Source organism: Streptomyces noursei (genome assembly GCF_016917755.1).
GTDB classification, from domain to species: domain Bacteria; phylum Actinomycetota; class Actinomycetes; order Streptomycetales; family Streptomycetaceae; genus Streptomyces; species Streptomyces yunnanensis.
The window spans coordinates 1,274,747-1,289,171 of record NZ_CP070326.1 but is presented as its reverse complement, the minus strand read 5'-3'; the positions used below and the strand labels follow the sequence as shown (position 1 = coordinate 1,289,171).

At 69.7% G+C, this 14,425-nt stretch carries 13 protein-coding genes and 1 pseudogene; 6 read left to right on the top strand and 8 right to left on the bottom strand.

The window, feature by feature from the left end; genetic code table 11:
• Positions 1–55: 55 nt before the first annotated feature.
• The 3 genes from JNO44_RS05660 to JNO44_RS05650 form a co-directional block, all read right to left on the bottom strand.
• The gene (locus JNO44_RS05660; RefSeq protein WP_205361944.1) at positions 56–586 is read right to left on the bottom strand and encodes a universal stress protein; all 531 of its coding nucleotides are present in this window, start codon (positions 584–586) and stop codon (positions 56–58) included.
• 372 nt (positions 587–958) lie between these two features.
• A complete protein-coding gene (locus JNO44_RS05655; RefSeq protein WP_205361942.1) occupies positions 959–1,768 on the bottom strand; it encodes an SDR family NAD(P)-dependent oxidoreductase in 810 nt (269 codons plus the stop codon).
• 357 nt (positions 1,769–2,125) lie between these two features.
• Entirely contained in the window at positions 2,126–2,659 is a 534-nt protein-coding gene (locus tag JNO44_RS05650; RefSeq protein WP_205361940.1) for a DUF1648 domain-containing protein, read from the bottom strand.
• A gap of 267 nt (positions 2,660–2,926) precedes the next feature.
• Between JNO44_RS05650 and JNO44_RS05645 the strand changes: the two genes are divergently transcribed.
• Positions 2,927–3,844, top strand: a complete 918-nt coding sequence (locus JNO44_RS05645; protein ID WP_205361939.1) for an endo-beta-N-acetylglucosaminidase H — start codon at positions 2,927–2,929, stop codon at positions 3,842–3,844.
• 263 nt (positions 3,845–4,107) lie between these two features.
• On the opposite strand, the gene JNO44_RS05640 is transcribed toward JNO44_RS05645, so the two are convergent.
• Both JNO44_RS05640 and JNO44_RS05635 read right to left on the bottom strand, forming a co-directional pair.
• Entirely contained in the window at positions 4,108–4,314 is a 207-nt protein-coding gene (locus JNO44_RS05640; RefSeq protein WP_205361937.1) for a hypothetical protein, read from the bottom strand.
• A gap of 272 nt (positions 4,315–4,586) precedes the next feature.
• Positions 4,587–5,164 (bottom strand): annotated as a pseudogene (locus JNO44_RS05635) (cytochrome P450); the annotation flags it as partial.
• 450 nt (positions 5,165–5,614) lie between these two features.
• Here JNO44_RS05635 and JNO44_RS44750 point away from each other — a divergent pair.
• From JNO44_RS44750 to JNO44_RS05615, 4 genes are all read left to right on the top strand, one after another.
• Positions 5,615–6,001, top strand: coding sequence for an alpha/beta fold hydrolase (locus JNO44_RS44750; RefSeq protein WP_205361935.1), 387 nt, complete (start codon positions 5,615–5,617; stop codon positions 5,999–6,001).
• 56 nt (positions 6,002–6,057) lie between these two features.
• Positions 6,058–7,614, top strand: a complete 1,557-nt coding sequence (locus JNO44_RS05625) for a protein kinase domain-containing protein (RefSeq protein WP_205361933.1) — start codon at positions 6,058–6,060, stop codon at positions 7,612–7,614.
• 259 nt (positions 7,615–7,873) lie between these two features.
• The gene (locus JNO44_RS05620) at positions 7,874–8,536 is read left to right on the top strand and encodes a response regulator transcription factor (RefSeq protein WP_205361931.1); all 663 of its coding nucleotides are present in this window, start codon (positions 7,874–7,876) and stop codon (positions 8,534–8,536) included.
• A complete protein-coding gene (locus tag JNO44_RS05615) occupies positions 8,533–9,909 on the top strand; it encodes a sensor histidine kinase (RefSeq protein ID WP_240167439.1) in 1,377 nt (458 codons plus the stop codon). The genes JNO44_RS05620 and JNO44_RS05615 overlap by 4 nt, the downstream gene beginning before the upstream one ends.
• A 34-nt stretch (positions 9,910–9,943) precedes the next feature.
• Here JNO44_RS05615 and JNO44_RS05610 read toward each other — a convergent pair whose 3' ends face one another.
• Positions 9,944–10,783: a COG4705 family protein gene (locus JNO44_RS05610; protein ID WP_205361929.1), complete on the bottom strand. Its 840-nt coding sequence runs from the start codon at positions 10,781–10,783 to the stop codon at positions 9,944–9,946.
• 170 nt (positions 10,784–10,953) lie between these two features.
• Between JNO44_RS05610 and JNO44_RS05605 the strand changes: the two genes are divergently transcribed.
• Positions 10,954–12,006 (top strand): bile acid:sodium symporter family protein, encoded by a 1,053-nt coding sequence (locus tag JNO44_RS05605; protein WP_205361927.1) that lies wholly within the window; start codon positions 10,954–10,956, stop codon positions 12,004–12,006.
• 104 nt (positions 12,007–12,110) lie between these two features.
• Here the strand turns inward: JNO44_RS05605 and JNO44_RS05600 are convergent, their stop codons facing one another.
• Both JNO44_RS05600 and JNO44_RS05595 read right to left on the bottom strand, forming a co-directional pair.
• Complete coding sequence (locus JNO44_RS05600; protein ID WP_240167428.1) at positions 12,111–13,454, bottom strand: IS630 family transposase; 1,344 nt, start codon at positions 13,452–13,454, stop codon at positions 12,111–12,113.
• Between the two features lie 45 nt (positions 13,455–13,499).
• Positions 13,500–14,351 carry an arylamine N-acetyltransferase family protein gene (locus JNO44_RS05595; protein ID WP_240167438.1) on the bottom strand — a complete coding sequence of 284 codons (852 nt, stop codon included), beginning with the start codon at positions 14,349–14,351 and terminating at the stop codon, positions 13,500–13,502.
• Between the last annotated feature and the right edge of the window lie 74 nt (positions 14,352–14,425).

Here is a 14,425-nt window from a genome sequence, read left to right as displayed (position 1 = left end):
GGTCGCTGCGGCGGATCGGGCGGCGCGGCCTCGTGTGGGACCGCGGGCGGCACGGTCAGCCGGTCAACCCGCGGGTGGTGAGGGGGAGTTTCCACGCGTTGCGGCGGTGTGCGGCGGTGAGGGCGTGGTGCAGGGGAGAAGGGGGGACGGTCAGCACCGTACAGCGGGCGCGTGCCACGCAGTACCGGGAGACGGAGGGCCGCACCGCGCGGCGCAGCCTGCCACGTGCTCCGGCGCCGATCACCAGGAGGTCGTCGTCTCGGTCCGCGGCCGTCAGCAGCACTGTGCCCGGCTTGCCGCGCCCAGTCATGGGCTGGAGCGGGACCCCGGGCCCCTCGCTGCCGAAGGCGGCGCCCAGCGCCTCCATGAGCTGCTCGTTCGCCATGCGATGCCACTTGGCGACCAGCGACGGAGGGTGGGAGCCGCCGCGGGTGGGGAGGTCGCCGCCGGGCGGCTCCCAGGCCAGTACGGCCCACAGTTCGGCGCCGCGCAGGCGGGCTTCGGCGGCGGCCCGGTGCAGAGCCGTCAGGCTCCCCAGCGAACCGCTCACGCCGGCCACGACGCGCGGGCCGAGGGGACCGGCCATGGGCCACGCTCCTTGTCTGTGCTGTCCTCGCGTGATCCGAGCCGTGCTTCTGCGTCGCGACTGCGTCCCGCGTGTCCGTGTCCCGTTCATCGAAGCGCCGCCGATGGAGCGGTCGGGTCTCGTTGGCGATTCCTTTACGCAGGTGCGGGAGACCCTGACGGCGCCATGACGCCGGCCGGGCCACCGGGCGGGGCGGTGGGGTGCCGTCCCGCCCGGTGGTTCAGCCCTGGTTGGCCTTGCCGCCGTGGTTGGCCTTCTTCTTGCGGCGGGCTTTCTTCTTGCGGGCGCGCTTGGACATGGGGGGTACGGGCCTTTCGGGTGGGAGGGAGGCTGCCTTGTGCTGCCTTGTGCTGCTTCGGTCGGTGGTGTGTGTCAGGCGTGTTGGCCGACGAGTTGGTCGGCGAGTTTGGTGAGGCGTTTGATGGTGCGGTCTTCGGTGGCGGCGGGGGCGGGATCGACGCGCTGGTCGCGGTCGTAGTAGGCGCCGTTGATGATGTCGATGGACGGGTCGCACAGTCGGGCCACGTGGGCCGCGCCTTGGGCGGCGGTGTCGCCCTGGATGTCGTAGAGGGGGAGCAGGTTCGTCTCGCAGATGCCTGGGTGGACGGAGACCGCGGTGACCCGGGGGTCGGCGGCGAAGATGGTGAGTGCCAGTTGTGACTGGGCGTAGGCGGCGAGTCGGGAGTAGCGGCGGGTGCGTTGGGGGTCGTTCCATTGGATGGAAGCGGTGCGGTGCAGCGAGGAGGAGACGTTGACGACGCGTCCGCCGGGTTCTGCGGTGAGGGCCGGTTCCAGGAGGTAGGTCAGCAGGTAGTGGGCGAGGAAGTTGACCTGGAGGGCGAGTTCGTTGCCGTCGGCGGTGAGGGTGTGGCGTTCGGGTGCGGCGGTGGCGGCGTTGTTGACCAGGACGTTCAGGCGGGGGTGTTCGGCGAGAACGCGACGTGCCATGGTCTCGACCTCCTCCAGGCGTGTGAAGTCCGCGGAGAAGGCGCACAGTTGGGAGGCATCGATGCCTGCGGTGGCGACGAGCCGGTCGGTGGCGGCCTGTGCTTCCTCGGCGGTGCGGCCGTGTACGAGGACGGTGGCGCCGCGTTCGGCGAGTTGGCGGGCGGTCTCGAAGCCGATGCCGGAGGTGGCGCCGGTCACCAGGACGGTACGGGAGGTGAGGTCGTAGACGGACATGATCCATTCACAGGGCGAGGGTTGAAAGGGGGAGGAGCGAGTGCGCCGTACTGGTTGCTCGGCTGAGCAGAGCTCAGCTGTGACGTGTGTACGGGCGCACAAAAACGGGGCGCCTGATCGGGTCAGGGCGCCCCGTCCGCATGCGGGAGAGGTCTCAGCGTGAGGCGGAGGTCTCCGTGCAGCGCGGCGCACGACTTGGGACCGCCTGATGAGGCGGACGGTCGAGAAGGAGCCAGGCGCTGTTCACAGCCCCATCAAATTCCGCCCCGCACCCGCCTTCAAGAGGGCTTCCCCATTTTTGACGCGCCCGTGACGGGCCGGGCTTCCCCGGAGACCGTCCTTACCCCGCCCATGTGCTCAGTTGACTGGCGTGCGCCGGTCGCGGATCGCGGCCGCCACCGTCATGGCGGTTCCGGCGAGAAGCGGCAGAAGCATCGCGACGAACGACCAGCCGGGCACCTCCGGATCGGGTGCGGAGCGCCACAGCACGCCGCAGCCGATCAGGAGCGAGACTCCCGCACAGGCATTGAGTACCAGCAACGCCCGGGCGGTGCCGATTGCCGAGGCGCGGGTGCGGGGCCGGTTGAGCGAGGACCTGACCAATCCGTTGCCGAACGGCACCGCTTCCTTCGGCATCTCGGCCTGCGGCGTCACCCTCAGGGTCAGCTCGGCGCAGGCGGTCAGCAGCACCGTCGCCCCGAGGTACACGAACACCAGCCCAAACACGCTGCCGATCGACCGCTGCGTCCAGGAGTCCACCCCCTCGATGCCGAGGTGCTGAGGTATTCGGTTCGGCAGATGCGGATAGCGGAGGATGCCCCAGAGGGTCATTGCGGCGAGCAACGCGGCATTGGGAAGCAGCCAGGGCCGGACGGGACGTGAGAAGACCATGGGACCGATTGTCCGATGCCGAGGAGTTCGTCGCAGGCGATATATACCGTGACGGCCACAACAATTCGGGCCCGGGGCCAGGGCCTGGAGCCAGGGGCATGGGGCCTGGGGGAGGCCATGAAGGGAACAGCCTTACTGCGTACAGGGTTTGCGTCTGGGGCCGGTGTGGGCAGGTGTTGCCCTGATTGTCCCTGGGCGAGGCGCGCGTCTGCGGCCGGTGCTCTGCGGCAAGTTCTCGGTGCCATCCCATCGATGGGAGACTGGTCAATGAATTTCACTCTTGGTCGAGGTGGAGCGCGCACGGCCGTGCTCGCGCTTCTGGCTGCGGCCGCACTCGTGGTCGGTACGACGGCGACCGCCCCTGCAGCGTCATTACCTGTGAAGCAAAAAGGGCCGACCTCGGTGGCCTATGTCGAGGTGAACAACAACAGCATGCTCAACGTCGGCAAGTACACGCTGGCCAAGGGCGGCGGCAACGTGTTCGACGTCGCGGTCATCTTCGCCGCCAACATCAACTACGACGCCGGCAAGCAGTCGGCCTACCTGTACTTCAACGAGAACGTCCAGCGTGTCCTCGACGACGCGGCGCATCAGATCCGACCGCTGCAGGCCAAGGGCATCAAGGTCATGCTGTCGGTGCTCGGCAACCACCAGGGTGCCGGGTTCGCCAACTTCCCTTCCAAGGGCGCTGCCTCGGCGTTCGCCAAGCAGCTGTCCGACGCCGTCAGCAAGTACGGCCTGGACGGCATCGACTTCGACGACGAGTACGCCGAGTACGGGAAGAACGGCACGGGGCAACCCAACGACAGCTCCTTCGTCCACCTGGTCTCCGCGTTGCGTGACAACATGCCCGACAAGCTCATCTCCCTGTACGACATCGGCCCGTCGGCGGAGAAGCTTTCCTACGGCGGCGTGGACGTGTCGTCGAAGTTCAACTACGCCTGGAACCCGTGGTACGGGCAGTGGCAGGTACCGAACATCTCGCTGCCCAAGTCGAGCCTGTCACCGGCAGCGGTGGAGATCGGAAACACGCCTCGGAGCACCGCAGCCGACTTCGCCAAGCAAACCGTGGCCGGTGGGTACGGTGTGTACCTGACCTACAACCTCGACGGTTCCGATCGGCACGACTACATCTCCGGTTTCACCAGGGAGCTGTACGGCAGCGACGCCGTCTACACCCCTTGACGACATCCACGCGCATCACCCCGCTACGCCGCAGGAGTCCGGCCAAGCGAGGGCTTCGGCCGCGGAGGCACACGAGCCGCCCGGCTTGCTGAGGGGATATGGGAAGCCCCCGACAGCTGCGCTATATACCCCTTCGCCATGAAGCCGAAACATCTTCCGATGTCCGCCGACGAGCGTTCCGAGCCCTGGTGTGGACCGGGCCGCGGGATGTGACGCGTCAACCACACCAGGTGGGAAACGGCAGCCCGAAGCGAGCCGACCCCTCAGAGGGAGATGAGGCAGCCGATGATGGGAGGGCAGTGCCCGTGGACGTGGATGTGGAGGTGATCCGCCTCGTTGCCCCCGATGTGGACGGGGTCCCCGTCACCGTCGCCCCCGAACCGGGGCTGTGCCTGGGCGGGTGCGATGAGCCCGAGGGAGAGGATTGCGCTTGCCGCCGCCATGGTCGTTATTCGACGAAAATGCGTCATTGCTTATTCCTCCTTAACAGGATTTAGCGGCACCTGCGGACAGGCACGCTAAGAAGCTACGCATTCACTCAAAGGTACCCGTTTGGCGGATTCTGTCATCGGATGGCTGGTCCATTCGCGTGAGTCGCATGCCCTCGGCAGTGCCCCCAATGGCGGTGTGACCTGGGGTTCCGCGGCCGGCCATGAGGGCCGAGCGCGGAAGCCCCGGACCGCTCGTGGCCGGCCGGCCGGGGTGCGGCGTCCGCGGGCGGCTCGGCCGGCGTCGTCGTGCCTCACCAGGTGACCGGGAACGTGGTCACCCCGTAGACAGTGGCCCTTTCGCGCAGCGGAATGTCGTCGGCGGGGCCGGCGAGGCGCAATCCCGGGAACCTGGCGGCCAGGGCGGGGAACGCGACTCGCAGCTCCACCCGGGCCAGTTGCTGGCCGAGGCACTGGTGGGGGCCGTGGCCGAAGCCGACATGGCCCACGGGGTTGCGGCGCGGATCCAGGGTGTTCGGGCGGTGAACCTCGCCGGGTCAAGGTTGGCCGCCGACGACGCCAGCACGACCGTGGATCCCGACTTCACCAGGTGGCCGTCGAGTTCCACGTCCTCAAGCGCCACCCGCACCAGGGTGGGCACGACGGTGAGATAGCGCATCAGCTCCTCGACAGCCGGTGCGACCAGGTCCGGATCCGTGCGCAGGGCCGCCCATTGGTCGGGGTGCTGCAGCAGCGCGAAGGTGCCCAGCGCGATCATGTTGGTCGTGGTGTCCAGACCCGCCGCGAGGAGCAGTACTCCGATACCGGTGAGTTCGTCGTCGGTGAGATCGTGGGCGGTGAGGTCGCTGAGCACGTCGACGGTCGGTCCGGCGCAGGTGCTGTACGTAGTCGGGGGCGTCGCCGGAAGGGAGCATCCGGTCGAAGACGGCGCAGTCGTACGCGGTGATGAACAACGCCTCGTCCGCGGCGGGCAGATCGGACACCTCGTCGACGGCAAGACCGTCCCCGCGCAGGGCCGCGGCCACGGTGAACCGCAGGTCGTCGTTGTCCTCGTTTACCAGTACGCGCACGTCGGAAGGGTAGCCGCTGCCCTCATCACAACCTCATGGTGCCTCCGCGATGCTCCAGCGACGTATCGGACGGTCGACGAGGGACGGAACGGACAAGCGCGGCGTTCTCCTTGGAGCAGCGGGAACTCGGACGGGTAGGAGGACCGGGCCGAGCCTGCGGACCGCCCCACGAGCGCCTCGCCCCCGCGGTCCGTCGGCCGCACCCCCGCGGGTCGCTGGTCTTCGACCCGGGCGGCCCGGGCGGTTCCGGCGTGGCCACACTGAAGTCGGACGGCGTGGCCTCGTTCGGCAAGGCGGCCAGGGCGCGCTTCGACATCGTCGGATTCGACCCGCGCGGCGTCGCCGGCAGTAAACCCGCTCTGGACTGCACCGCCCGGGACGACGCGGCGGACCACGCTGCCGCACCGGGGCAGTCCGGGCAGAGCGGCAGCGACGACGACGCGCCGCAACCGCTGTATCCCCGCACGGACGCAGAGCGCCGGGCCGCGCTCGCGGACGCCGACCGCACCGCGGCGCAGTGCCGGGCGCGCAGCGGCGCGATCCTGCCGCACATAGGCACCCTGGACGCGGCCCGCGACATGGACGTGCTGCGCGCCGCGCTCGGCGACGACCCGTACGGCCGTGGGCGACGGGAGTGACAGGTACCGTTCACGGCGAACGTAAGCTTCGGCCAAAGGGCGACAAGGAGAAGTCGGTGGGGCGGGACACAATGCTCGGCAGCCGCTACGAGCTGATCGAGCGGCTTGGCCGCGGCGGTATGGGCACGGTCCACCGCGCGATCGACCACCGGTTGCGACGCACGGTCGCCGTCAAGCTGATGTCCCCGGAACTGGCCCACCATCCCGAAGCGCGCGCCAGGTTCCAACGTGAGGCGCACGCCGTGGCGGCCCTGAACCATCCGGCCGTCGCCACCATCCACGATGTCGGCGTGGAACCGGACGAGGAAGGCCCGCGGCCGTTCCTGGTGATGGAGTACGTGGCGGGCAGCACGCTCGCCGAGTCGCTGCGCACCGCCCCGCTGCCGGTCGCCCAGGCGGTCACCGTGGCGTGCCAGGTGCTCGACGCCCTGGACCACAGCCACCAACACGGCATCGTGCACCGGGACATCAAACCGTCGAACATCATGCTCACCGGCCCCACGACGGTGAAGGTGCTGGATTTCGGCATCGCCAAGGCACTGGCCGAGGCCGCCACCCGTCTCACCGGCAGCGGGGTGGCCCCCGGCACTCCCGCCTACCTGTCGCCGGAGCAGATCAGCGGGGTGGAGATCGACCACCGGGCGGACCTCTACGCCATGGGGTGCCTGCTGTACGAACTGCTCACCGGGGCCCCGCCGTTCCAAGCGGATTCGCCGTTCGCCGTGATGCACCAGCACCTGTTCACCGAGCCGGTGCCCCTCACCCGGGTCCGCCCGCAGATACCTCCCGCGGTGGCGGCGGTGGTCGCGCGGGCACTGCGCAAGGACCCGGCGGAGCGCTTCGAGGACGCGGCGGTGATGCGTGCGGCGCTGACCGACGCGCTCGGCGCCGCATCGGCTCCGACGATGCAGGCGGACGCGCCGCTCCCGCCGGCTCCGGCTCCGGCGCCCGCTCGCGGCGCTGCCGTGCTGCGCCGGCTCCGCACGGCCCTCCGCCCTTCCATCGCGGGCGCGTTGGGACTGGTCGGAAGCCTGCTGTCGTTGCTGTGCGCCCATGGTGATCTCGTCGGTACCGACCACTTCGGCGATGTCGCCCTCGCGGCAGGGGTGTTGGGCCTGGTCGCACTGCCGTTGTCGCCCCGGCTGTCCAGCGTCGTGGCCTGGGGGCCGGTGGCGGAGAGCATCGCGGTCTACTCCGAACTGCGGCGCGCCGAAGTCGGTTGGGACCGCGCGTATGCGGGCATCGCGGTGCTGCTCGCGATCACCGCGGCCCTCTGCTTGGCCGGCGCGGCCCGTCAGCGGGACACCGGTCCCTACGCCGTGATCGGCTTCTGGTTCACCGCCACCGCGTCGATCTGGTACTTCCTCGACGACCTGCACAAGCTCTACGTCTTCTACCTCCTCCTGGCCGCGGTGACCCTTGCGGCAGCGGCCCAGGAGGCCGTCGGCCGGTACCGACGGCGCACGGCGAACCGCAGGCCGGCGAGCGAAGGCCGCCGCGCACGGGTCGGCGGGGCGCCGCCCGGCCCGATCCCCCGGCCGGCCGACCACGGTGATCGCCGACCGGCGGGGAGCACTCCCACGGACAGGCTGCCCTCCGCAGGGGCGCGTTAGGGACGTCGACCGTCAGTGGTACCGCCCGCCGGCCCCGCCTCGGCGCAGGACCCTCGGATCCTGCGCGTCCGCAGTGCGGGACGGCGGCGGGAACCGGCGTGCCCGTGCGGTCGTCTACAGTTCCGTGCAGTGTCTACAAGGCTGTAGTTGACTGGTGGAACGCGTGACGTGTCCGGTCGGCGGCACCGGTCTCGGCGTCCGGGCCGGGTGCCTGTCCTGTCCGGCACGGCCCAGGCGGCCGACGACCCGATGGAGGACCATGGGCCACAAGATCCTGGTCGTTGAGGACGATCACGCCCTGCGTGACGTGCTCCGCCGTGGCCTCGCCGACGAGGGCTTCGCGCCGGTGCTCGCCGCCGACGGGGCCACCGCCCTACGGCTGGTCGCCGACGACATCGGCGCGGTCGTCCTGGACGTCGGACTGCCCGACGCGGACGGCCGGGACGTGTGCCAGGCGATGCGCGCCAACGGGTTCATCGCCCCGATCCTCTTTCTGACCGCCCGCCACCACCTCACCGATCGGCTGTCCGGGTTCTCCGCCGGCGGCGACGACTACCTGCCCAAGCCGTTCCATCTCGCCGAACTCGTCGCCCGGTTGCGGGCCACACTCAAACGCGCCGCGCCGCCGGCCGTCGCCACGGTCGGTGACCTGGTTCTGGACGCGACCCGGCACACCGCCGGCGTCGGCGATGCCCATGTCGAGCTGTCCCCGACGGAATTCCGGCTGCTGGCCACCCTGGTGGCCGCGGGCGGCGCCATCGTGCGCCGCCGCGACCTGGTCAGGGCCGCCTGGCCGGACGGAGCCCAGGTCAGCGACAACACACTGGACCAGTACCTGAGCCGGCTGCGCCGCAAGCTGCGCGGGGCGGGCAGCAACCTGAGTCTGCGAACGGTCCGCGGCATCGGAAACCGGCTGTCGTGATCCGACCCCTGCGTCGCCCGGCTCCCCGTACGTTGCGCGGCCGGCTCTCGCTCGTCGCGCTGACCACCGCCGCGCTCCTGATGACCATGCTGACCGTGGTGTTCAACACGGTGATGGACCGGCACCTGCAGCACCAGGCGGACAGCGAGCTGGGCAGCCGCGCGGCCGCCGTCGCCACGACCGTCGACACCAGCGGCCCCGGGGCGCGGGTCGTGGAGACCGCCAACGACCGCCTCCTGGACGCCAATGTATGGATCTACACCGGGTCGCAGCTGCTGGAGAAACCGCCGACGGCCACCGCCGACGGCACGCTGACCCGGGCCGCCGGCCGGCTCGCCGCGCGAGGAGACGAGCGCTGCACGACGGTCGAGGCCGACAGCCCTCGCCACGTCCGCCTGTGCTCCCGTCCCGTGTCCGGCCATCACAGCGCCGCCACGGTCGTCACCGCCCTGGACCTCGCCCCGTACCGCAACTCGGCGGACACCCTGCTGCTGGGCTCCCTGGTCCTGGACGCGGTCATGCTCGTGTGCACCTATGCGCTGACCCGCCTGGCCGTCGGGCGGGCGCTGCGCCCCGTGCGCACCATGACCGACCAGGCCACCCAGTGGAGCGCCGTCGGCTCCGACGAACGCTTCGGCGCTGAGGGCCAGCCGGCCGAACTGGCCCGCCTGGGCGCCTCATTGGATGCGCTGCTGGACCGCATACGCGCCGTCCTGCGCCACGAGCAGCAGCTGACCGGCGAGCTGTCCCACGAACTGCGCACCCCACTCACCCGGATCATCGTCGAACTCGACTGGTGGCGGACCCGCCCGCGCTCCGCCGCCGAGACCCGCGCCACCCACGAGGTGATCGCCGAGGCCGCCCAGTCCATGCGCACCATCTGCGACACCCTGTTGAACGACGCCCGTGAAAGCGCGCAGAACGCCGCCACCGCCCCCGGCGCGACGGCCGTCGTCCCCGTCCTGCACCGGCTCGTCCACGACCTCGACGGACGGGATCGGGTGAAGGCCGTCATCGAGGTGTCGGATCCGGAGCTGACGGCGGGTCTGGCCCCCGCTCTCCTCGCACGCATCGTCAGCCCGCTGCTGGCCAACGCGGTCCGCTACGCCCGTTCGAGGGTGACGGTGTCCGTGCGGCAGTCGCCCGGCGGTGTGCGTATCGATGTCGCCGACGACGGTCCCGGCGTACCCCGGGCATTCGTCGACGACCTCTTCCAGCCCGGTCGCCGGGCCGATGACGACGACGGACACGACGGCGCGGGTCTCGGGCTGCCGCTCGCCCGCCGGTTGGCCCGCGCCGCCGGCGGTGAGGTGTCCCACGATCCCACCTACACCCGCGGGGCACGCTTCCTGGCCGACCTGCCCGCCGGGTGACCAGCGCCGGCTCAGCGGGTGTGGTCTGCCCGGATCAGCCCGCGTCCCGCGCGCTCTGCTGAGGTTGCGTCACATCCCTGCGGGTCACTGCCAGGTACCCGACCAGACCGAGGACGACGGCGAGGAACAGTGCGCTGGTGACGACAGCGCCCAGGCCCAGCCCGCCGTCGCCGGTCGGCTGGGAGAGGTAGTCGCCGAGGGACGCACCGAGCGGGCGGGTGAGGATGTAGGCGATCCAGAAGCTCCACACCGCGTCCAGCCCGAGGGCGAAGTGGGCAACGGTGACCGTGGCGATCGCCAGGCCGAACAGGACCGCGGAGAGCGGGTATCCGAGGGCCAGACGCTCGGAGACCAGGTCCCCGGCCGCCGTGCCCAGGGCGAAGGTGAACAGAACGGCGAGCCAGTAGAAGGACTCGCGGCCGGTGGTGTCGATGTGGTGGATGGACAGCGTCCGCTCACGCCGGAACCAGGCCACGAAGACGATCGCCAGGACGATTGCGAAGACGGCCGTGCTGGCCTCCAGAGGGACACCCACATTGTCCGTGAGGTTGTCGCTGATCAGCGTGCCGACGACGCTGATCAAGGCGACGGCCGGCCAGTAGATGCCCGCCCGGTACGAGCCGGTGCGGAACTGTATGACCAGGACGATGGCCAGCAACGCGCTCATCAGCGCCGACACACCGGTCAGGCCGAGACCGACCTTCGCGTTGAGCAGGTCGGCCGCGGTCTCCCCGACCGTCGTGCACAGCACCTTGATGATCCAGAAGTAGAGGGTGACTTCGGGCACCTTGTTCCAGCCCGGTCGGCGACCGGAGGGCGCGGCAGCGCTGCCGGCCACTGGAGGCGCAGGGGGCTGTGATGTCTCGGATGTCATGAGGCTCGACCGTGCCACCGAGCACCTGAACGCATCCTGACTGCCGTGCGGCGTGGGCCGCCCCGACCGCCCTCGCCCGAGCACCATGGATGCCATGACCACTCGCCTCCACCGCCTTCGCATACCGGCACTCGCCCCCGTCCCCTCCGCCGCCGTGGAAGAAGGCCCCCTTGCCCCATCCGTCCCCCTCCTGCTCACCCACTGATCGGGCGACGGCCTGGCTGCGCCGGCGGCTCGGGCGCGCCGTCGTGGTGTCCTACGCCGCCGCCCTCTTCCTGCCCGGCCCCGGACTGTGGCTGCGCCGGCACCACACCGTGCCGCTCGGCACCCCGTCCGGCCTCCCGGTGAGCACGGCCCCGCTGCTGCTGGCCCTGGTGCTCTTCTGCGCCGGTCTCCAGGTATCCGTCCGCGAACTGGGCCGCCTGGTACGCAGGCCGACCGCCCTGGTTGCCGGACTGGCCCTGCACCTGGTGATCCCGCTCCTGGTCATCCCCGCCGTCGCGTTCGCACTGAGCCAGTCTCCCGACACGGACGGCGGCAGCGGCCTGGTCACCGCGACGATCCTGATCGTGGCGATGCCCGTCGCCGCCGGAGCCACCGTCTGGACCGGCAAGAGCGACGGCGACCAGCCCACCATGGTCGGGCTCGTGCTGGCCTCCACGCTCCTGAGCCCACTCACCATTCCGCTGGTCATCGGTGCCCTCACGCCCCTCCTCAGCGACGACTACGCCAAGACGCTCGGTACGACCGCCGGCACCGCCCACGGCAGCTTCGCCCTCGTCGGCGTCGTCCTTCCCTGTGCGGCAGGCATCCTGTGCCGACTCGCGCTGCCGAGCACCTGGCACAGTCGCGCACTGGCCGGGATGGTGCCCGTGTCCCTGGTCGCCTCGCTCGTCCTGACGTACGTCAACGCCAGCGGTGCCCTGGGCTCCTTCCTCGCGTCCCCGCGCCCCCTGCTCTTCGGCGCGGCACTGCTCGTGGCGGCGCTCGTGTGTGTGCTCTCCTTCGCGCTCGGCCGAGCCGCCGCCCGTCTCCTGCGCCTGGACGCCCCGGCCGCCTCGTCGCTGACGCTCGCCTGCGGAATGAACAACAGCAGCGCAAGCGCCGTCCTGCTCACCACCACGTTGCCCGACAAGCCACACCTGCTCCTGCCCGTCCTCGCCTACGGACTCCTGCAGAAGACCGCAGCGAACCGGGTCGTCGCCACGGCCTCGCGTCCGTGAGCAGGCAGGACACCGCCGGCACGCACTGCCGCCACCGAACAGGGACCAACCCAGTCAATGATGTCTGACGGGGAACTAGTGTGATGCGCCAGAAATCTGGTGGGTTAGTTCTTCTCTGTTTTCTGGCTGCTGGTGCCAACCTTGGTGAGGTAGTCGGCGAGGGAGTTGAGGATCTCGTCGGCGGTCTTGGTCCAGGTGAAGGGTTTGGGGTCTTCGTTCCACTGCGCGACCCACGCCTTGATATCGCTCTCCAGGGCCTTGACGGAGGTGTGGACGCCGCGGCGGATGAGCTTGTCGGTCAGCAGGCCGAACCACCGCTCGACCTGGTTCATCCAGGAAGATCCGGTCGGGGTGAAGTGAACGTGGAATCGGGGGTGTTTGCTCAGCCAGGTCCTGATCTCGGCGGTGTTGTGGGTGGCGTAGTTGTCGCAGACGAGATGGACGTCGAGGCCGTCGGGCACGGCCTTGTCTATCGTGATCAGGAACTTCTTGAACTCGATGGCGCGGTGGCGGCGGTGGAGTTCGCCGATGACAGTACCGTCGGCGATGTTGAAGGCGGCGAACAGGCTGGTAATGCCGTGCCGGTAGTAGTCATGGGTGCGCCGCTCGGGCATGCCGGGCATCATCGGCAGCACTGGCTGCGAGCGGTCCAGCGCCTGTATCTGGGCCTTCTCGTCGACACACAGCACCACCGCCTTCTCGGGCGGATTGTGGTACAGGCCGACGACGTCGACGACCTTGGCGACGAACTGCGGGTCGGTGGAGAGCTTGAACGCGTCCTGGAGATGAGGCTTGAGGTCGAACCGCTTCCAGATTCGCCCGATGGTCGATTTGGACAAACCGGTGCGCTTAGCCATTGATGCGCGTGACCAGTGCGTGTCCTTGCCTGGCGTGGACTCCAAGGTGGCCACGATGACCTCCTCGACCTGGTCGAGGAGGACCGAGGGCGGCCGGCCCGAGCGGGGCTCGTCATGCAGACCGTCGAGGCGTTTCGCAATGAACCGTGCCCGCCAGCGGTCCACCGTCGACCTGTCGATGCCGAGGTCGGCCGCGGCCTGCTGGTTTGTCCCGCCCTCCGCGCAGCGCAGCACGATCTTGGCTCGCAACGCGAGGAACTGGGCGGTCTTGGCCCGGCGCGCCCACTGCATCAGCTGCCTGCGCTCCGCCTCGTCCAGGACCAGGTCGGCCTTCGGCCGGCCAATCCAGCCGGCGTCCTCAAGCCCATCCATCCGCTCTGCGGCGAAAGCCCGACGCCACTTGCCGACCGTCCTGGCCTGGACGCCAATGATCCGTGCGACACCTGCGTTTGACATGCCATCAGCACACGCCAGGATGATGCGGGCCTTCTCGGCCGAGCGACGGTCCGGCATTTCCGTCCGGCGCACCAACTCGGCGCGCTCGGCCTCGGACAGCGTGATCTCCACAGCAGAAGGACCCGGATGCGACATAGCAACAGGGTACTTACTAAGCCACTGAATTTCTGGCGCATCACACTAGGCAGCGTCCAGCCGCTGTGCCAGCCTGGCGAGTTCGCCGGGGCGCAGCGAGATCCCGAAGTGTTCTTCGAGCACCTCGCCCAGCTCGTGGGTTTCGAGCTTCCGCTCGGTCTGCTCCCCGTCCGGAGTGGTGATCGTCCATAGGGCGGCGTCCAGCCGGTGGTGGGCGGTGGCGGTGAACCGTTGGGCGAACGGGCGCTTGACGAAGGGGGAGCGGGGGTGGGTGGAGACGTAGTGGCTGCCGACCACGTAGTCGATGCTGTACTGCGGGGTGAGGGTGAAGGTGTGACGGTCCAGCCAGCCGTCCGTCTCGTGCTGGTACAGCCACCAGTCGTCACCGAAGGCGCCGGCGCGGCGCTCCAGCCGGAACCGCCAGCCCCCGAAGTCCACCTCGTTGTTGTCGGCGATCTCGATCGGCTCCAACGGGCCGCGCCCGAAGCCCACGTCGCACAGCCACCAACGGTCGTCGTCCGCCGGCCGCACGGCCAGGAGGGCGTGGGTGCCGGGCAGCACCTTGCTCGCGCCCAGTGTCACCCGTCCCATCAGCCCCTGGAAGGTGAAGCCCAGCCGCTCCAGTGCGGCGGCGAACAGCACCGCATGCTCGAAGCAGTAGCCGCCGCGCCTTGAATGAACCAGTTTGTCCTGTACGGACTTCAGGTCCAACGGTACGGGCGCGCCCAGCATGGTGGTGAAGTTCTCGAAGGGCACCGAGGTCACATGCGCCCGCTGGAGCGCACGCAACACCGCAAGGGTGGGGGTGCGCTCGCCCTGATGGCCGACGCGCTCCAGGTACGCCTCAAGATCCAGCTCCTCGCCGTGCCAACCGTGTCCGTCCTGCATGCCAGTCATGTCCCTCTAGCTTCCCGATAGCGTGATCTGTCGCCCTGTGACCGTAAACGGTGGGACTGTCCTGACGGCTGGGG